Origin of the sequence: Micromonospora pisi (assembly GCF_003633685.1) — a bacterium.
Classification (GTDB): Bacteria; Actinomycetota; Actinomycetes; order Mycobacteriales; family Micromonosporaceae; genus Micromonospora_G; species Micromonospora_G pisi.
The window spans coordinates 1,484,959-1,502,944 of record NZ_RBKT01000001.1 but is presented as its reverse complement, the minus strand read 5'-3'; the positions used below and the strand labels follow the sequence as shown (position 1 = coordinate 1,502,944).

Genomic DNA, 17,986 nt, shown 5'->3' with positions numbered 1-17,986 from the left:
TGACCGGGATGCGCCGTGCCGTCTACCCGAGAGGATAGCGATGCCATCGAAACCCGGCGTCATACGCCGGTCGACCCCGGCCCTGTTCGTGCTCACCCTGGTGGGCAGCCTGTTCGTGGTGGCCCAACTGCCGGAGGCGTCCGCCGCTGATCGTGCGTCGTTGGCCTCGCGATTTCAGTTCGTCGAAAGGCCGATCGCGCTGCCGGCCGGGTTGCCGGAGCGGACCGTCCGCGAGGTGAACCCCGAGTACGAGCACATCAAATCCTGGGTTTCCTCGGTCGGCGCCGCAATCGCGGTCAACGACCTGGACGGTGGCGGAATCGCCAACGACCTGTGCCTGGTCGATACCCGCAGCGATTCCGTGATCGTCACCCCGGCACCGGACAGTGCCGGCAACTACCCGCCGTTCGTGCTGGATCCCGCGCCCCTGCCGATGGGGACGGCAATGGCGCCGATGGGCTGCACGCCGGGCGATTTCAATCAGGACGGCTGGACCGATCTTCTGGTCTACTACTGGGGTCGGACCCCCGTCCTGTTCATGCAGCGAGGAACGTCGGCGACGTTGAGTCTCGGGTCCTTTGTCCCGACCGAACTGATTCCTCAGGGAGCGTCGCCGGATGGCGTCTACCGCGGTCAGCAATGGAACACGAACGCGGTCGCCGTCGCCGATTTCGACGGTGACGGACATCCTGACATCGGCGTCTTCAACTACTTCCCGGACAGTGCGGTGTTGGACCCGCAGGGACTTAAGGGTGTGCAGATGAACCACTCGATGTCGCGGGCCCAGAACGCGGGCGGCGCGCACGTGCTGCGGTGGACGGCCGCGACGGCCGGCGACACCCCCTCGGTGACGTACGAGGAGCAGGTGACCATGGATCCGAAGTGGGCGACCGGCTGGACCCTCGGCGCGGCCTCGGCGGATCTCGACGGTGACCTGCTGCCGGAGCTGTACCTGGCCAACGACTTCGGCAACGACCGGTTCTTCCACAACGTCTCGACGCCCGGCACCATCCGGTTCACCCTCGCCGAGGGCCGACGGGGCGCGTTCACCCCGAAGTCGCTGGTGCTGGGGCACGACTCGTTCAAGGGCATGTCGATCGAGTTCGGTGACCTGAACTCCAGCGGCCGGTTCGACATGTTCGTCAGCAACATCACCACTTCCTGGGGAATCGAGGAGAGCAACTTCCTCTGGCGCAACACCGCCGACGACTTCGCCGAGGCGCGGGCCAAGCTGTCGCGGGGCGTCGCTCCGTTCGACAACGCGGCGTCGGACGCGAACATCGCCTGGGTCGGCTGGGGCTGGGACGCCAAGATGGCCGACTTCGACAACAGCGGGCGCCTCAGCGTGGTCCAGGCATGCGGGTTCGTGGACGGTCACATCAACCGGTGGAACTGGTTGCAGGAACTCGCGATGGCCAACGACCTGATGCTCGCCGAGCCGCACATGTGGCCGAACGCGGAGCCCGGTGACGACATCGCGGGCTCGCAGCCGTTCGCGTTCTGGGTCCGGGAGGACAACGGCCGGTACGTCAACCTCAGCGAGGACCTGGGCATGACCGACACCACACCGTCACGCGGCATCGCCGTCGCCGACGCGAACGGGGACGGAAGCCAGGACTTCGCGGTGGCCCGACAGTGGGGACCACCGGTCTACTACCGCAACGCCAAGGTCGCCCAGGACAACTACCTCGGGTTGCGTCTGCACCGCCCGGTCGCCGGGGCGGCGGCGGGTACGGACGGACCGATCGGTACCCCGGCGTACGGCGCCCAGGTCAAGATCGTCGGTGCGGACGGCCGGACGCAGGTCGCCCAGCTCGACGGCGGCAGCGGGCACTCCGGCAAGCGCAGCTTCGATGTCTTCTTCGGGCTCGGTGCCGGTGCTGACCGACCGGTGTCGGCGCAGCTCAGCTGGCGCGACATGAACGGCGTCGTGCACCACCAGACGCTGGAGCTCACGCCCGGCTGGCACGACCTCATGCTCACCACGCAGGCCCAGGAGGTGACGGCGTCATGACGAACGTCGAACGTCTCAGTACCGCGGGCGTCGGGATCAGGAATCCGGCCGCGACCAGGCCGGTGACCGCCGAGCGCAGCACCGCGACGGTGGCCGAGGCGCCGGCCCGGCCGGCCCGGATCGACGGCCGCGACCCGCGCTACCTCGCCCTCCGCAACTTCGCCATCTCCATGAGCATCTTCAACATCCTCGGCTACTCGATATTCGGATTCGAACAGCCGTGGACCTGGCCGCTGCTCGCCCTCCTGGTCGGCTACGCCACCGAGTTCGCCTGCGCGACGATCGCCGCCTGGGCGGGCAAGCGGCGACCGGAGTACGCCGGCAACGGCGCCTGGGGTGTGTACACGTTCCTGCTGCCCACCCACATCACCGCCCTCGCGGCGAACATGCTGCTCTACGCGAACGACCTCTTCTGGCCGATCGCGTTCGCCGTCGTGGTCGCCGTGGGTCAGAAGTACGTGCTGCAGGCGCCGATCAAGGGGCGGATGCGGCACTTCATGAACCCGTCGAACTTCGGCATCACCATCACCCTGCTCGCCTTCTCCTGGGTCAACATCGCCCCGCCGTACCACTTCACGGAGAACGTGCCGGACGTGATTCGAATCGTGATTCCGGTGGTGATCCTCACGGCCGGCACGGTGCTCAACGCGGCCCTCACCAGGAAGGTGCCGCTGATCATGGGCTGGGCCGGTGGCTTCGTCCTCCAGGCCCTGGTCCGGCACTGGATCTGGGACGTGTCGCTGTGGGGCGCGCTGGTACCGATGACCGGGGTGGCGTTCATCCTGTTCACCAACTACATGGTCACCGACCCGGGGACCACGCCGACATCCTTCAGGGACCAGTTCATGTTCGGTGCCAGCGTGGCGACCGTGTACGGGGTGTTGATGGCGTTCAACGTCGTCTACACCCTCTTTTTCGCCGTCACCCTCGTCTGCCTGGCGCGCGGAGGCTACTGGTGGTGGAGGTGGCTGCGCGACCGCCAACGGCAACAGCAGCGGCAACGGCGACCGATCGTCCCAGCCGAGACGGCACCATAACCGGCGGCTGTCTGAGCAGGCAGGCAAGGCGCCAACCGGTACGGGTTCCGGGTGACCGGAACCCGTACCGGAGCATCCCACCGGTACGGCCCCCGCCCTCGACAGGAGTCGTCATGAGCACAACCCGGTACGTCGCGTCCCCGCCACCTGGCGTGGTCTCCCCGCCACGCACCCGTCGCATCGTCATCCTCAGCGCGCTGGCCGGCGTACTGCTGGCCCTGGTCTGGTCGTACCACTTCGTCGACTCGGTGATCGGCGACAACGTGGCGAACACCCTGCTCGGCCACGACGCCAAGGCCACCGCGATCGCGGGCACCGCGGGCGGTCTGCTGTTCGCCTTCGTATCCGGACTCGCCGGCACGTTCACCGCCTGCAACATCGCCATGGCGGCGGCGATCGGACCGATGAGTCAGGCGGGTACGGCCGGTGGCGCGATCCGTACCGCGACCGGGCTCCGTCTGCTGCTGCGGCCGGTGGGTTGGCTCACCCTCGGCATGGTCTCCGTGTCGGCGGTCTACGGGTTCGTCGGTGTCCTGCTGGGCGACCGACTCCCGCAGCTGTCCACCGACGTGGTCGGCGGCATACCGGTGCGGATCGTCCAATCCTCGGTGGTGTTCGGGCTGATCGGCCTGGCGCTGCTGTATCTCGGGCTGGCGGCCCTCGGGGTGTTGCCGGACCCGTTCGCGCACCGGCCCGTCGCCCGGGTGGTCGTCCTGGGCGCCCTGGTCGGCGGGTTTCTCATCGGCCGCCCGTACCCGCTGTTCAACAAGCTGTTCCACTGGGCGGTGGACACCGGCAACCCGCTGTACGGGGCCGCCGCGTTCGTGCTGCAGTCGTTGGGCAACATCGCGATCGTCGCGGTCCTGTTCACCCTCGTCATCGCCGCCACCCGGGGCCGGTTCCTGACCTGGCTGTCCCGTGACCCGGCCCGACTGGCCGCGGTCACCGGCAGCCTGCTCATCGCGCTCGGCGTGTTCACCGTCGTCTACTGGGACATTCGGGTGCCGGCGATGTTCGGCTTCGGCTGGTTCCCGACCCTGCCGTACAACAACTGACGGACCGGTATGTCCGTCCGTTGGCCGGCGGGACGTGGAAATCGGGCAAGGCAGAAGTGGGCACCGTGGCCGCATCGACGCCATGCTCGGTCGACACGTTTCCGCCGTCCCGTGAAGGACTGCCATGACCCAGACGCGTGATCCGAATCTCGTCTCACCGCACCCGACCGCCGTCCCCGACACCCCGCCGACGTCGACGTTCGTCAACGGCTTCATACCCCGTCGGCGGGGTCTCATCATCCTGCTCAGCGCGCTCGGCGGCTTCCTGCTGACGGTGGTCTGGTCGGCGCAGTTCGTGGACCAGACCATCGGCGACAACGTCGCGGACACACTGCTGGGCCACGATGCCAAGGAAACCCCGATCACCGGCATCGTCGCCGGCATCGCCTTCGCGTTCGTGTCCGGTCTGGCCGGTACGTTCACCGCGTGCAACATCGCCGCGTTCGGCGTGATGGCGCCGATGCTGGGTGGCGCGGGTGAACGCTGGAACCGGCTCGGCCGGACCCTCAGGCCGTTGGGCTGGCTGGCCGTCGGCATGATCATCGTGAGCGTGCCGTACGGCGTCGTCGTCGGACTCGTCGGCACCGACATGCCGCAGTTCTCGATGGCGCCGAACGTCCCGGGCGAGTTGTCGGGCCGGAGCATCCAGTCCATGGTGGTCTTCGGACTGATCGGACTCGCGATGATCTACCTCGGGCTCGCCTCGCTCGGCGTCGCACGGGATCCGTTCGCCCGCGTCGCCCGCCGTCACCCGAACCTGCCGATGGTGTTCATGGGGGTGCTGATCGGGGGATTCCTGATCGGGCGCCCGTTTCCGCTGTTCCGGCAGATGTTCCGGGACGCGGCCGAGAGCGGCAACCCGTTGTACGGCGCCGCCGCCTTCACCCTGCAGTCACTGGGCAACATCGTCGTCATGGCGCTGCTCCTCCTGATCCTCACCTACACCGTCGGCGGTCGCCTGCAGCGGTGGATCGCGGCGAACCCCCGCCGGATCACCGCTGTCACCGCGGTCGCGCTGATCGTGGCCGGGGTCTTCACCTTCCTCTACTGGGACGTGCGACTGCTCGACCGCCGCGAGATCATCCCGTGGTACCCCACGGCGCCCTGGGCCTGACACCGCCTGCACTCCCGTCCGGCGACGGCGGCCCGGTCCGTGGGGCCGGGCCGGCGTCGTCGCATGTTCCTGGACCGGCGGCACCGGTCCGGACCGCCTCCAGGCCGGTGCGACAGAGAGCACGAATGAAGAATCGCGCCCGGCGGACCGGATGAGATCGTGGCTGCGCGGCGTCGGACACGCCGCCCCGCGGGTGGTCGCCTTCGGCGCAGGCGTCGTCCGACCGGGCCACGGCTCACGGCTGAGAGGCATGACGACCATGGCGCACATCGATCTCGAGGTCGACGAGAAGCAGTTTCCGGGCATCACCGGCCCGATGCGGTTCCGCCCGGAAACGGCGAAGCCGCTCAACGAGCTGGCCGAAGTGTTGCTGCGTGCCCCCCACTCGCTACCGGCCGGGGAGCGGGAGCTGATCGCCGCGTACGTCTCCGGGCGCAACGAGTGCACCTTCTGCTGCGCGTCGCACTCGGCGTTCGCCGCGGCGCAGCTCGACGAGGGCATGACCCTCGTCGACCAGGTACGCGCCGACCTCGATGCGGCCTCGATCTCGGCCAAACTGCGGGCGCTGCTGCGCATCGCCGGCGCGGTGCAGATCAGCGGCCGTGACGTCACCACCGAACTGGTCGCCGACGCCCGCGCGGAGGGCGCCACCGATCTGGAGATCCACGACACGGTCCTGATCGCCGCCGCGTTCTGCATGTTCAACCGGTACGTCGACGGGCTCGGCACCTTCGCACCCGTCGGCCAGGACGCCTACGCCGAGTCCGCACGCCGGATCGTCGAGGTCGGCTACGGGCCGACGACCACCGCGCGGCCGAGTGGCGAAGCGGCTGCCTGAGCACAGACAAGGGTGACCACACCCCGATCCCCTGCGATGGTCGAAGGGCATGCCTGGCCAGGCCCGTCACCAGTGAAGTTGGAGGGATCGATGGATCACCCACGCCGTCTGCTCGACGCCGCGAAGCGGCTCCGGGCGGACATGGTCGACCGGCTGAGCACGCTCGTCAGGTTCGAGTCGCCACCGGGCTCGCTGCGCCATCTCGAGTCCTGTGCCGACCTGCTCGCGCGCTGGGGGGAGGAGGCACTCGGCCGGCCCGCCCGGCGGGTGGTGATCGACGGCCTACCGCACCTGCTGTGGCCGGCCGCCTCCCAGCGCGTGCTGCTCCTCGGGCACTTCGACACCGTCTTCCCGGTCGGCACGATCCGATCCAGACCCTTCGCCGTACGCGGAGACGTCGCGACGGGCCCCGGTGTGTGCGACATGAAGGCCGGCATCGTGCAGATGTTCGCGGCACTGCGTCTGGTCGAAGACAGCTCGGCGGTCGGCGTACTGCTCACCTGCGACGAGGAGACCGGGTCCGTCACGTCACGGCCCCTGATCGAACATGAGGCACGACGTTCCGGTGCGGTTCTCGTCTGCGAGGCGGCCACTCCGGACGGGCACGTGAAGGTGGCCAGGAAGGGCGGTTCGGTCTACCGCCTCGCCGTCCGGGGGCGGGCCGCCCACGCCGGCGTCGAACCGCAGCGCGGGGTCAACGCCACGGTCGAGGTCGCCCACCAGGTGCTCACGCTGGGTACGCTCGGCGCGGCGGACAGCGGCGGCACCTCCGTCACCCCGACCCTGCTCTCCGCCGGCACCACGACGAACACGGTGCCGGAACTCGCCAGCCTGGCCGTCGACGTCCGGGCCTGGACCAGGGCCGAACTCGAACGCGTGGACCAGGCCATTCGCGGTCTGGTGCCGTTCCTGCCCGAGGCGACGCTGGCCGTACAGGGCGGGATCAACCGCTACCCCATGTCCCCGGAGCTCGCCCGGCCGCTGCTGGAACTGGCCCAGTCGATCGCCGGGCAGCTCGGCACCCCGAACCTTGGCGGCGCGCACGCCGCCGGTGCGTCCGACGGCAACTTCACCGCCGCGCTGGGCGTGCCGACCCTGGACGGCCTGGGCGCGGTGGGCGGCGGGGCGCACTCCGCCGACGAGTACGTCTGCCTTGACCGTATGCCGGAGCGGACGGCGCTCCTGGCCGGACTCGTCGACACGCTGTCCATGATGGAGTCTGTTCGGCCGCTACCCTCCGGTGAAATCCCGTAACGTGCTCACTGTCGGCGAACGACCGGCAGCGAGAGGTCGGCGTCGCCATGGCTACCGGACAGCGCACGGGATCGTCCGTTCCCCTGCTCGGTGTCGAGGAGGAATTCCTCGTCGTGGACACCGAGCGGGGCGAGGTCGTGCCGGAGGCGGCCACCGTCGTCGACCGCGCGCGTCCGGCCCTCGGTACCCGGGTGGGCGGCGAGATCACCAAGCTTCAGGTCGAGACCCGCACCGACCCGTGCCGCCGCCTGGACGATCTCGGCGCGCAGCTCGCCGAGGGCCGTGCCGCCGTCCAGGCCGCGGCCCGGTCGGCGGGCCTGCGGGTGATCGCGAGCGGGTCGCCGGTGCTCGGCCGCGCGGTGCCGCCGCCCATCACCGAGGGGCCACGCCAGGACCGTGGTAAAGCCACCTTCCGTGGCCTGCACGACGAACTCGCGATCTGCGCCGTCCACGTCCACGTGGAGGAGCCCGACCGGGACCGGGCCGTGCTGATCGGCAACCACCTGCGTCAACACCTGCCGGTGTTCCTCGCCCTGACGGCCAACTCGCCCTACTGGTCCGAGCGCGACACCGGATACGCGAGTTGGCGCAGCGTCACCTGGGGTCGCTGGCCGGTGGCCGGCCCGCCGCCGTTCCTGACCTCCGCCAAGCAGTACGACGACCACGTGGACACGCTGCTCGAGGCGGGGGCGCTGGTCGACCGGGGCACGCTCTTCTGGGATCTCCGCCTGTCGACAAACCACCCCACGCTCGAGGTACGGGTGGCCGACGTCCCCCTCACCGCCGCCGAGTCCGCGGCGTTCGCCGCCCTGGTCCGGGCCCTCGTGGTCGTCGCCGGGAACGCCGTCGACCGGGGCGACGAGGGACCGGGGCTGACCCCCGAGCTGGTCCGCCTCGCGTACTGGCGGGCCGCCCGCGACGGAATGGGCGGCAACGGCGTCGACGTCACCACGGGTCGGCTGCTCCCCGCCGCCGCGCTCGCCGGGCGGCTGGTCGAGCTCGCCCGACCGGCACTGGACGAGGCGGGCGACCGTGAGCGGGTCGAGGACTGGCTGGCCCGGCTCGCCACGGACGGCGACGGGGCCACCCGCCAGCGGGCCGCCGCGGCACTGCGCGGACGGCTGACCGACGTGGTCGACGAGATCGCCACCCGGACCGCGTCCGGCCTGCCCGGGCGCGAAGAAAGCACATCGGCGTAACGACGACCGCCCCGGCCTCGGAAATGCTGGGGGAACCGGACGTCGGCGGCAGGCTGGCCCTGCCGCGGCAACCGGCACACCTGATCAGGGGAGGCCACGGGTGACCGACACCGACCTGCTACCGAAGGTCCCGATCCAGCACGACCGTAGACCGCCGACGGACATGGTGCGCGAGGCGGAGGCGTTCGCGGAACGGATGGCGCGGCGCCGCTCCGTACGCGACTTCGCTGGCGACGCCCTACCGGACGGGGTGATCGAGGCCGCGATCCGGGCCGCCTCGACCGCACCCAGTGGCGCCAACGTGCAGCCGTGGCGGTTCGTCGTGCTGACCGACCCGGCCCGCAAGCGCCGGCTACGCGAGGCCGCCGAGGCCGAGGAGCGCGCGTTCTACGACCGCCGCGCCTCGCCGGAGTGGCTGGGTGCGATCGCCGGGCTCGGCACCGACTGGCGGAAGCCGTTCCTGGAGATCGCACCGGCCGTCATCGTCGTCTTCGAGGTACACCAGGGGCCACACAGCCCGAAGCCGTACTACGTCAAGGAATCCGTCGGCATCGCGGTCGGGCTGCTGATCAGCGCGCTGCACCACGCCGGCCTGGTGACACTGACCCACACGCCCAACCCGATGCGGTTCCTCAACGAGGTGTGCGAGCGTCCGCCGGAGGAGCGCCCGTACGTGGTGATGCCGGTCGGCTATCCCGCGCCGGACGCGCAGGTCCCCGAGCTGACCCGCAAACCCCTCGATGAGGTCATGATCCGCTGGTGAGGTCCCCGGTCAGGAACTCGACCAGCGGCTCGACGTGCCGGTCCGGGCGCCGCCACTCGGCCAGCAGATCCTCCAGTAGGTGCTGCTCGGCTACCAGTTCGGCGCCGCGGTACCGCCGGATCACCGGATGGATGAAGGCGCTCTCCCGGGCCCGGTCCGGGGTCGGGTGGCGCTCGATGGCGAAGACGTCGCCCTGATCGTCGCGGCCCCACCGCAGGGCGAGCGTGTACCAGTGCGCGGCGGCGGCGAAGCGCTCCACGGCGTAGTCCTCCGGCAGGTCCTCGTAGTGGTGGAAGTCGCCGGTGGCGTCGTCACGTACGAAGACGTCGCAGAGGTATTCGAACTGGGTCCACAGCGCCGAGGACCAGTTGACTCGGTCGAGCATCAGCTTGGCCAACGACGCGGCGTCGGCCGGTGTCGTGGCGTACGGCAGCGGTACGTCCTCGTACCGCTCGCGCAGGATCCGGGTCAGCGTACGGAGGTTGTACCGGAAGCCGTCGATGAACGGCGACGACGCGTGCTTGACGTCCCGGGCCTGGGCGATGGTGCCGGCGAAGTACAGGTCGTCGACGTTGCTCGACTGCCAGTCCGGGCGCAACCCCGGCATGCGGCCGTCGCGCACCATGTCGGGCCGGGACGTCTCGTCGAACAGCGTGACGTCCATCCGGAAACCGGTGCACCGCAGCACCGTGTGGTAGTCGAGCACGGCCGTCTCACCGTCGGCATGGGTGTACGTGATCGACACCTGGAACCGCCCGTCGACGGGACGGATCTCGTCGATGGTGCAGTCGAGCACCGAGTGCAGAGTCTTGAACTGGTAGCTGTCGAGGATTGCGCCGTACTGGCCACGGACGTCCCCGGGGTGCTTGGTGTTCCACGCGAGCCGCAGTGGTTGCCGGCTGGCGAGGTGCACCATCGACGCCCGGCCGAGGATGGCCGACGCGGTCTCGAAGGCGGAGTTGCCTTTACCGATGATCAGGACCCGCTGGCCGTCGTACGCCGTGGGTTCGATGACCATGTCCTCGTACCCGATCGCATGTTCGATGCCCTTGATGGCCGGCACGAATGGCTGGCCCCAGCCGGTCGCGACGACGAGGCAACGCGCACCCACCTCACCCTGGTCGGTACTCAGCGTGAAACCGTCGCCCGTCCGCGCGATCCGCTCGACCGTCGTGCCGTATCGGATGTTGAGCTGGTGGACCCGCTGGAACTCGGCGAGGTAGCGCACCAGGTCGTCGGCCGCGGGCAGATACTCGTCGCTGAACCTCGGGAACAGCAGGTCCGGGGAGTCGTTGAGCAGCGAATTCCAGTCCCAGCGCAGGCGAATCTCAGGATCGGTGCTGTCGGTGTGCACCTTGTTCAACGAGATGAGCCGGCGATGGCGTGGAAACCGCCGGAAGAACCCGCCCGGCTCGTCGCCACTTTCGAGCGTCAGGTAATCGGCACCATGCTGCTGAAGGTAGTAGCTCAGCTGGACACCGGCAGGTCCCGCCCCGACGATGACGTACCTGTGCTCGTTGTCGACCATCCTGCGACCCCTTCGACGGAGAGATGAATCCATCGACCATGGAATGGATGGCGGGGCGTGTCAATGCCGCCTCGACCGGCAGGGCAGCACCGCTGCCGGGACCCGGCGCGCGTCAGGCGGATGCTCGACCCGCCGACGGCCGAGCCGGCCGTCGGGCCCGGCGACGAAGAGGCGTCATAGGGGCATGACCGCCTATTGGATCATCACGTTGACCGCTGTCCGCGACGAGGCCAGGCTCGCGCGCTACGTTGAGTTGGCCGGCCCGGCGATCCGGGCGGCAGGCGGAGTGTTCCTCGCCCGTGGCAAGCCGGTGCACGTTTTGGAGGGATCCGCCGTTCCGCGCACCACCCTCATCCGCTTCGACAGCGCCGATGCGGCGGTCGCGGCATATCGCAGCCCTGCGTACCAGGAGGCGCTCGCGGCACTCGGCGACGGTGCCGAGCGCGACATCCGCATCGTGAACGCGGTGCAGGACTGACGCCTCCTTGTTCGTTACCGACCAGGGGTCACGGGGTCACGAGCGTACGCATGCCGCTGCTCGTCGGCGGAGGAGGCGGGCGTGGTGCGGGCGGTGGGTGGGCGGACGACGGGGCACACTGCGTGTATGACGTCTGACGGTAAGCAGGTGCCGGACCACCTGCTGATCAATATCGAACAGCGGGACGACCCGGTGTCGGCGGTCTCCGAGGAGGACGCGCGCCGCCGTTCGCTCGCCTATCCCAAACTGATGTGGGGGGGCGCCGGTCTTCGGTTCAGCCGAGGAGGTCGACGGCCGGTGGCGGGTCATCAGCCTCGTCGGCGACCAGCCGCAGGGCACCCGGGACGGTCTCGGTTCCCACTTCCGGCGGCTGCTCAGCGAGACGCCGGACACCGCCGAGAAGGCGGCGGAACGTAAGGAGTACGAGACGGCGATCCGGCTGCTCGACTGGGAGGTGGTCAACGACCTGACGGTCAACGGCCGTCGTTACCGGATCATCCGCGCCCAGCCCTTCCTGCGGATGGGACCGGACGGCCCGGAACCGCCCCGGCCCACCGACCCGGACTCCCGCCCGGCGGGTGAGAGCGGCACGAGCGGTTCGCAGATGGAGGGGTTCGTCATCGACCCGGCCGCGGCCACCGGGTTCTCCGACGGGCTGCTGCGGATGGAACTGGTCCCCGCGTTCTACAAGAAGGCGGGGATCGTGCCCGACGACGTACGGGAGGACTCCCGCAGGGGGTTGGCGACCCACCCGAACGTGGTGCTGCTGCCGGTCGGTTACACCGTCGGCGAGTACGTGGGCGGCAGGTGGCGGCCCCGGTCGTTCTCCACCTACCCGACGCCGCAGGCGGCGCGGGAGTCGGCTCGTTTCAGGTTCAGCGACATCGTCCCGCACGAGAACGCGTCGATCGACGAGATCAGGGCCGCGTACGCCCGCGCGCTGGAGGAGTTCGAGCCTCCTCGGACGAACGAGTTCGAGGTGAAGGGTGTCCGCTGCCGGGTGACCCGGGTCGAGTCCTTCGTCCGGGTCGGCCCGGACGGCCCGGAAACGCCCCGACCCTCCGACTGGGACCCGGAGCCGCCGCCGGAGCTGCACTTCCAGCAGCTCCGCGAGCAGGGCAGGATGCCGGATCCGGAGTGACGACCCCGGTCGAGGCCGTCCGGGTTTCGGCGCGCCGTCGCCGGTGAACTGTTCGAGATCGTGCCGCAGCCGGCCGAGGTGGCGTGCCGTCGTACGCGCGTTCAGCCTTTGCCGTCGTTGCCTTTGCCGTCGTTCGATTCCCCGCCAGTCCGCGGCGAACGCGGTCGCCTCCGACGTGCTCAGCGACTCGGTCAACGTGGTCGAGCGGGGGCGGCAATGCGCGCGGCCCTGTCGATCAGATTGAGGCGGCGCGCCGCCGCGTCGTTCTCCTCGCGTGGGCTGCATCAGTCGTTGAGCTTCGATGTAATCGGCTGAAGTGCTGGCGCCTTGTTGTGGCGATCTTCGATGTATCTGTGTCCACATCAAGATCATCTTCCGGGTAAATTCCGGGCAGACGTCCCACCGCGAGGGGGCACCAGGCATCACAAGGGATCATCGAACCACAGGATTGACCTGCGAAAATGGACCGGAAGCAATCAGGTCTCGACTCCTTTGCTGGGCTCATAACCCAGAGGTCGCAGGTTCAAATCCTGTCCCCGCTACAAAGGAAACACCAGGTCAGAGCCCGTCCCCGATTTTGAGGGGGCGGGCTCTTGATCTTTATTCCGGGCATAGTCCGGGCACACGAAAAAGCACGGGGCGACACGGGATGGCAGGACGTCGATCTTTTTCGTGTTGGCCGTTGGGTGAAGGCGCGGCGGCGAGTGTTCCCTCCGTGCAAGGTTCATGACCCGGTTGGCTGACCACTGGACCGATGACATGGGGAGTTCACGCCGACTTTCGACCCTAATTCAGTGAATCTCCACTTAAAAAAACGCATGTCCGTTGTTAGTCGTATGGGCGCGGTGGTTGCCGGCGTCGTTGTCGCCGTCGCCGCAGTGAGTCTGTTACCGACCGTGATGCCGGCGCAGCAGCCAGCTCTCGCCGCCGGCTCGTCCGACGCCGCTGGCGTCCGGATGAACCAGATCCAGTTTATGGGCGCCCACAACGCCTATCACCGGGAGATGCAGGGCGCCGAGCTCGAAGCATCGATGAAGATCGATCCCACCTACCCGTCCTGGGGGTGGTACTCCCACGCATCCATCCGGGACCTGCTCGGCCGGCAGAACATGCGCGGGCTTGAGCTGGACCTGTTGCCCGACCCGCAAGGTGGGCTCTACCGGCATCCGCTTCCCCGTAAGCTAGCCGGGCTGGGTCCGATCGATGATCCGGCCATGGCCACTCCGGGCATGAAGGTGCTGCATGTGGCCGACATGGACTACAACAGCACCTGCCGTACGTTGGTCAGCTGCATGCAGCAGGTCCAGGAGTGGTCGCGGGCCAATCCCGAGCACGTGCCGATCCTGTTCCAACTCGAACTTAAGCAGACCGACGACCGCCTGGAGCAGGCGGGCGGCGCCGTCAGCCCGGCATGGGACCCGGCGCTGCTGGATGACATCGACGAGGAGATTCGTTCCGTCTTCACCGAGAACGAGCTGATCACCGCCGACGACCTGCGCAAGCCCGGCCTTACGCTGGAGCAGTCGGTGCTCAAGAACGGTTGGCCGACCCTGAAGTGGGCCCGGGGCAAGGTGATGTTCTTCTTCGACAACGGCGGACCGGGCGCGATCCGGGACATGTACCTGGACGGCCACCCCAGCCTCGCCGGCCGGGCGGTCTTCACCCGGGGCAACCCTGGTGACCCGGACGCCGCGATCACCATGGTGAACGACCCCCGTGGTGCGAACACGGCGACCATCACCGACCTGGTCAAGCGCGGCTACATGGTGCGTACGCGGTCGGATGAGCCGCTGAGCACGGTCAAGGACGAGGAGTTCAGCCGGCTGGATGTCGCGCTGGCCAGCGGTGCCCAACTGGTGACCACCGACTTCCCGACGGTGGGCATGGCCGCGCGGTACGACAGTGACTTCGTGGCCGAACTCCCCGGTGCGGTCCCGGTGCGGTGCGACCCGGTCTCCGAGCCCCGCAACTGCCACGACGGCAAGCTGGAGGGGTAGGCGTCCGCGCGCCCTGACCGACCCCCGATCCGGAGCATTTTGCCGTTCATCCCAATGACTCGGTGTGGGCGTACATCTTTGCTGATGTGCACGCACAGTTTGAGGTACGAACCTGGCGTCTCACACGTTCACTGACGCTGTCTGAACGTAATCGGCTGCTGAGGCTCCGCTGCCATCGGCATGGGCCTCAGCAGCCGCGCGTCAGGCTACGGTTCGATGGGGAATCTCCGCTGTGCATCAACGCCCTGGAAAACAGACAATCCTGCTTACGGTGGGCTTGGGTCGCCGTCGGCTGATTGGAAAAGCAGGTCGAGGACGGGTCCGTCCGAGCCGGAGCGGTACGGGCCGGCGTAGCGGTAGCCCGGGCGTTGGTAGAACCGCTGCGCGTTGCCGCTGAGCATGGCCAGCAGCGACACCCACTCGGGCCGGAGAGCATCCAGGATCGCTGTACTCGAAATGGGCTCCACGGTGTGGCCGGCTTGGGCCAACGAGCCCGATGGTTACCTTCTCGGCTCGTACCGCATCGCCACCGCCCCGAGGCGAACTCCAGCCGGCTCACGAGCTTCAAGTCCCACCGCACGATGCCGTCCAAGACCGACATGTGCGGACTGCTGCCGATCCGACGTACCTGGTGGGCGCGGTGACCTCGGCTCGCCCACCATCCACATCCATGCCTTCGGCTCGGCCATGACCTCACTCCAAGTATGGCGCAACGAGCTAAGCGTGCGCCGTCGTGGCCTGCCCCGCCGGCCCGGGAACCGTCCACCCCTGAGTCACCAGTTCGTGCCGGCATCCGCGCGCGGACCGGGCTCGACCCGGGACCCCACCCAAACTGGGTGCAGGGGCGAACGGTTGGAGTAATCGGATGGATGACCAGCCGCTAGCCCCTTGACAACTGCACGGCAGATCGTGTTGGCGGTCGCCGGGGACGCTCGGGCGACCTGGTTGAGCGGAGAGGTGGTTCTGGTGGATTCTGGCCTGGTGGTGGGCGTGCTGGCGGCGTTGGTCCTGCTGGTGATCGTCCTGCTGGTCGCCGCGGTACGCGGCTACAACCGCCTCGTACGGCTGAGGGCCCAGGTGCGGGCGTCGTGGGCGCAGGTGGACGTCCAGCTCAAGCGGCGCCACTCGCTGATTCCGAACCTGGTGGAGACGGTACGTGGGTACGCCGGGCACGAGTGGACGACGCTGGAGGCGGTGACCGCCGCCCGGGTCGCCGCAGCGGGGACGCCGGGTGGTACGCCGGGTGGTACGCCGGCCCGGGCCGCAGCCGAGGGAGCGCTGACCCAGGCGCTCGGCCGGTTGTTCGCGGTGGCCGAGGCGTACCCGCAGTTGCGGGCGAGTGAGAACTTCGTCGAACTCCAACGTGAACTCGCCGGCACCGAGAACCAGGTTGCGTACGCCCGGCAGTTCTACAACAACGCGGTCCAGTCGCTGAACACGGCGGTACAGACGTTGCCGGTCAACATCATCGCTGGTCTGGGTGGGTTCCGTGCCGAGCCGTACTTCGAGGCGGCGGGCGACGAACGCGCCGATGTAGCGGTGCGGTTCTGAGGACCCGGACGATCACCGGAGTCATGCGATGAATCCCGTTGACCTGGCCATCGAGCTGGGACTGCCGGCGGTGTGCCTGCTCGGCTGGGCCGGCGTCTACTGGATCGCCCTGCTGTTCACCCGACCGGCTGACGTCGCCCCCGCCCCGGCGTCGATGACGCTGCCCGGCCCGGAGTCCCCGGCGGTGGTCAACCTGCTGGCCAACCGGTGGAGCCTCACCGTCGACGCCGCCGAGTCGACCCTGCTCGACCTCGCCGCCCGGGGCTATCTGGAGCTACGGCAGGCTGGCCCCGAGTCCCGCGACAGCACCGTGCACCCGACGGGCCGCACCGACGGGCTCAACGAATACGAGCGCCAGGTCCTCGACCGGGTGGTCGAGCGCGCGGTCGGTGGGATGGTACCGCTGACCGCCCTGGCCTTCGCCAACGAGAAGCGCGCCGGTCTCTGGTCCAGCTCGCTGCGCCGCGCGGTGATCGACGAGGCCCGCCGGCTCGGCCTGACCCGGCGCCGGTTCCCCAAGGGCCTGGTCGTCGCGTTCGGTGTGTTCGGCGCCCTCGCCGGGCTGGGCGTCGCCGCCGGTTCCTACCACTATCTGTCCCGGATTCAGGCAGCCGATCGTTGGGGCGGTGTGGGTGCGGCCTTCTTCGTCACGACGATGGTCCTTTCCGGCATCGCCGGACGGAACATGGGTGAACGCGACACCCCGCTGGGCCGGGCCGTCGCCGCTCGTTGGCTCGGCCTCCGCGCCTGGTTGGTCGGGCACGAGGCATTCGCGGACCTGCCCCCGGCGGCCGTGACGGTCTGGCACCGCTACCTGTCGTACGGGGCCGCGCTCGGCGTGACCCGGGCGGCGTCGCAGGTCATCCACCTCGGCCTGGCCGACCGGAGTCGCATCTGGTCGGCGTACGGCGGCACCTGGCGCCAGGTCGGGGTCAGCTACCCGAACACCCTGCCCCGGTACGGCCAGCCGCTTGGTTGGCCCTTTGTCCGGGCGCTCGGCGCAGCCGGGTTCGGCTGGTCGCTCGTCGGCATTGTCGGGCCGGCCGCGGCCCGACAGGAGAGCCGGCCGGTCGACCCGGCCCACGATCCGTTCCACTTCCTTTTCGGCCGGTGGTTCCAGCCGTGGCTCAACCTCGCCGAACTGGACTCGATCACCCTCGGCATTCTCTTCGTCGGGCTTGCCCTGCTCGGCTACGCGGCGTACACGATGATCCGGGTCTTCGGTGACGTGGCGGGCACGGCCACGGTCTCCGGTGAGGTGATCTGGTACCAGATGTGGCAGTACCACAGCTCGGATGAGAGCAGCGACCGGACACCGATCAACTACTACCTGGTGATCGACGACGGTCGGTCCGATCGGACCCGGGCCTGGGTCCTGCCGAAGGAGATCTCCGGCCAGTGCGAGCTGGGTGACGTGGTGACCGCCCAGGTGCGCCGGTGGACCCGCCGCGTCAAGCAGGTCACCGTGTTGCGGGCGGCGACTCCCGCGCCGCACGTCACCGACGACTCGGCCGATGCGGGCACTGTGGCCGGTAACGTCGCCGAGTCGCTGCTGACCGCCGACGAACTCAGTGCCGTGGTGGGCCGCCAGGTGCGACCGGACCGCGACTCGGGCTACCGTGGCGACCCGCGTTACACGAACACCAACTTCAACGACCTGACCGGTACGTTCGCGGTCTCGGTCAGCGTGGTACGCGGCCGGGCCGGGCGAGTCGTTCTGGTCATCGGCAAGGGCGCCGGCCAGCCGCTGCCCACCCCGCGCGGGGACGAGGCGTACCTCGCCAAGGACCGCGTGGTCGGACGCCGGGGCAACGTGGTGGTCATGCTTGCGCCGGGACGGAACGTCGCCGCCACCCAACTGGCCGGTCTGCTACCGCTCGCGCTCGACCGGGCCGCGGTCCAGGCCGCACCGACGAGCTGAAGGCGCCACCCAGGCGTCCCGGGACGCCTGGGGTCGTCACTTCCGGATGCGCATCAAGGACCCGGAGCAGATGTCGGATACCCAATCGTTAGTAGA

15 protein-coding genes and 1 tRNA gene are annotated in these 17,986 nt (G+C 69.1%); 14 read left to right on the top strand and 2 right to left on the bottom strand.

What is annotated here, in order from left to right:
- Positions 1-40 precede the first annotated feature (40 nt).
- The 8 genes from BDK92_RS05640 to BDK92_RS05605 all read left to right on the top strand — a co-directional run bounded on the left by BDK92_RS05640 (position 41) and on the right by BDK92_RS05605 (position 9,274).
- On the top strand, positions 41-2,014 hold the full coding sequence (locus BDK92_RS05640; protein WP_121155239.1) for a CRTAC1 family protein: 1,974 nt from the start codon (positions 41-43) through the stop codon (positions 2,012-2,014).
- Positions 2,011-3,051 carry an enediyne biosynthesis protein gene (locus BDK92_RS05635; RefSeq protein ID WP_121155237.1) on the top strand — a complete coding sequence of 347 codons (1,041 nt, stop codon included), beginning with the start codon at positions 2,011-2,013 and terminating at the stop codon, positions 3,049-3,051. The genes BDK92_RS05640 and BDK92_RS05635 overlap by 4 nt, the downstream gene beginning before the upstream one ends.
- 113 nt (positions 3,052-3,164) lie before the next feature.
- Positions 3,165-4,106, top strand: coding sequence for a hypothetical protein (locus tag BDK92_RS05630; RefSeq protein WP_121155235.1), 942 nt, complete (start codon positions 3,165-3,167; stop codon positions 4,104-4,106).
- Between the two features lie 124 nt (positions 4,107-4,230).
- Positions 4,231-5,220 (top strand): hypothetical protein, encoded by a 990-nt coding sequence (locus BDK92_RS05625; RefSeq protein WP_121155233.1) that lies wholly within the window; start codon positions 4,231-4,233, stop codon positions 5,218-5,220.
- A gap of 259 nt (positions 5,221-5,479) precedes the next feature.
- Entirely contained in the window at positions 5,480-6,058 is a 579-nt protein-coding gene (locus BDK92_RS05620) for a carboxymuconolactone decarboxylase family protein (RefSeq protein WP_121161682.1), read from the top strand.
- A 90-nt stretch (positions 6,059-6,148) separates the two neighbouring features.
- Positions 6,149-7,312: a M20 family metallopeptidase gene (locus BDK92_RS05615; RefSeq protein ID WP_121161680.1), complete on the top strand. Its 1,164-nt coding sequence runs from the start codon at positions 6,149-6,151 to the stop codon at positions 7,310-7,312.
- Positions 7,313-7,359: 47 nt separating this feature from the next.
- On the top strand, positions 7,360-8,511 hold the full coding sequence (locus tag BDK92_RS05610; RefSeq protein ID WP_121155231.1) for a carboxylate-amine ligase: 1,152 nt from the start codon (positions 7,360-7,362) through the stop codon (positions 8,509-8,511).
- A gap of 163 nt (positions 8,512-8,674) precedes the next feature.
- Positions 8,675-9,274: a nitroreductase family protein gene (locus tag BDK92_RS05605; RefSeq protein WP_121161678.1), complete on the top strand. Its 600-nt coding sequence runs from the start codon at positions 8,675-8,677 to the stop codon at positions 9,272-9,274.
- On the opposite strand, the gene BDK92_RS05600 is transcribed toward BDK92_RS05605, so the two are convergent.
- Positions 9,258-10,802 carry an NAD(P)-binding domain-containing protein gene (locus tag BDK92_RS05600; protein ID WP_121155229.1) on the bottom strand — a complete coding sequence of 515 codons (1,545 nt, stop codon included), beginning with the start codon at positions 10,800-10,802 and terminating at the stop codon, positions 9,258-9,260. The two genes, BDK92_RS05605 and BDK92_RS05600, sit on opposite strands and share 17 nt — an antisense overlap.
- A 184-nt stretch (positions 10,803-10,986) precedes the next feature.
- Here BDK92_RS05600 and BDK92_RS05595 point away from each other — a divergent pair, with 184 nt between their 5' ends.
- The 4 genes from BDK92_RS05595 to BDK92_RS05585 all read left to right on the top strand — a co-directional run bounded on the left by BDK92_RS05595 (position 10,987) and on the right by BDK92_RS05585 (position 14,418).
- On the top strand, positions 10,987-11,280 hold the full coding sequence (locus tag BDK92_RS05595; RefSeq protein WP_121155227.1) for a DUF1330 domain-containing protein: 294 nt from the start codon (positions 10,987-10,989) through the stop codon (positions 11,278-11,280).
- Between the two features lie 307 nt (positions 11,281-11,587).
- The gene (locus BDK92_RS05590) at positions 11,588-12,421 is read left to right on the top strand and encodes a DUF5954 family protein (protein ID WP_246017481.1); all 834 of its coding nucleotides are present in this window, start codon (positions 11,588-11,590) and stop codon (positions 12,419-12,421) included.
- A 471-nt stretch (positions 12,422-12,892) separates the two neighbouring features.
- Positions 12,893-12,963: transfer RNA gene (locus tag BDK92_RS38835), tRNA-Leu, on the top strand.
- Between the two features lie 336 nt (positions 12,964-13,299).
- Positions 13,300-14,418: a phosphatidylinositol-specific phospholipase C1-like protein gene (locus tag BDK92_RS05585; protein WP_211349096.1), complete on the top strand. Its 1,119-nt coding sequence runs from the start codon at positions 13,300-13,302 to the stop codon at positions 14,416-14,418.
- Positions 14,419-14,684: 266 nt separating this feature from the next.
- On the opposite strand, the gene BDK92_RS38330 is transcribed toward BDK92_RS05585, so the two are convergent.
- Entirely contained in the window at positions 14,685-14,885 is a 201-nt protein-coding gene (locus BDK92_RS38330) for a hypothetical protein (RefSeq protein WP_147456921.1), read from the bottom strand.
- A gap of 499 nt (positions 14,886-15,384) precedes the next feature.
- On the opposite strand from BDK92_RS38330, the gene BDK92_RS05580 reads away from it, so the two are divergent.
- Positions 15,385-15,969: a LemA family protein gene (locus BDK92_RS05580; RefSeq protein WP_246016842.1), complete on the top strand. Its 585-nt coding sequence runs from the start codon at positions 15,385-15,387 to the stop codon at positions 15,967-15,969.
- Between the two features lie 28 nt (positions 15,970-15,997).
- On the top strand, positions 15,998-17,890 hold the full coding sequence (locus BDK92_RS05575; RefSeq protein WP_121155224.1) for a DUF2207 family protein: 1,893 nt from the start codon (positions 15,998-16,000) through the stop codon (positions 17,888-17,890).
- Positions 17,891-17,986 lie beyond the last annotated feature (96 nt).

Bases quoted from the DNA above. Each gene is read 5' to 3' on its own strand.
- BDK92_RS05640 (WP_121155239.1), top strand. From the start codon at position 41: ATGCCATCGAAACCCGGCGTCATACGCCGGTCGACCCCGGCCCTGTTC.
- BDK92_RS05635 (WP_121155237.1), top strand. From the start codon at position 2,011: ATGACGAACGTCGAACGTCTCAGTACCGCGGGCGTCGGGATCAGGAAT.
- BDK92_RS05630 (WP_121155235.1), top strand. From the start codon at position 3,165: ATGAGCACAACCCGGTACGTCGCGTCCCCGCCACCTGGCGTGGTCTCC.
- BDK92_RS05625 (WP_121155233.1), top strand. From the start codon at position 4,231: ATGACCCAGACGCGTGATCCGAATCTCGTCTCACCGCACCCGACCGCC.
- BDK92_RS05620 (WP_121161682.1), top strand. From the start codon at position 5,480: ATGGCGCACATCGATCTCGAGGTCGACGAGAAGCAGTTTCCGGGCATC.
- BDK92_RS05615 (WP_121161680.1), top strand. From the start codon at position 6,149: ATGGATCACCCACGCCGTCTGCTCGACGCCGCGAAGCGGCTCCGGGCG.
- BDK92_RS05610 (WP_121155231.1), top strand. From the start codon at position 7,360: ATGGCTACCGGACAGCGCACGGGATCGTCCGTTCCCCTGCTCGGTGTC.
- BDK92_RS05605 (WP_121161678.1), top strand. From the start codon at position 8,675: ATGGTGCGCGAGGCGGAGGCGTTCGCGGAACGGATGGCGCGGCGCCGC.
- BDK92_RS05600 (WP_121155229.1), bottom strand. From the start codon at position 10,802: ATGGTCGACAACGAGCACAGGTACGTCATCGTCGGGGCGGGACCTGCC.
- BDK92_RS05595 (WP_121155227.1), top strand. From the start codon at position 10,987: ATGACCGCCTATTGGATCATCACGTTGACCGCTGTCCGCGACGAGGCC.
- BDK92_RS05575 (WP_121155224.1), top strand. From the start codon at position 15,998: ATGAATCCCGTTGACCTGGCCATCGAGCTGGGACTGCCGGCGGTGTGC.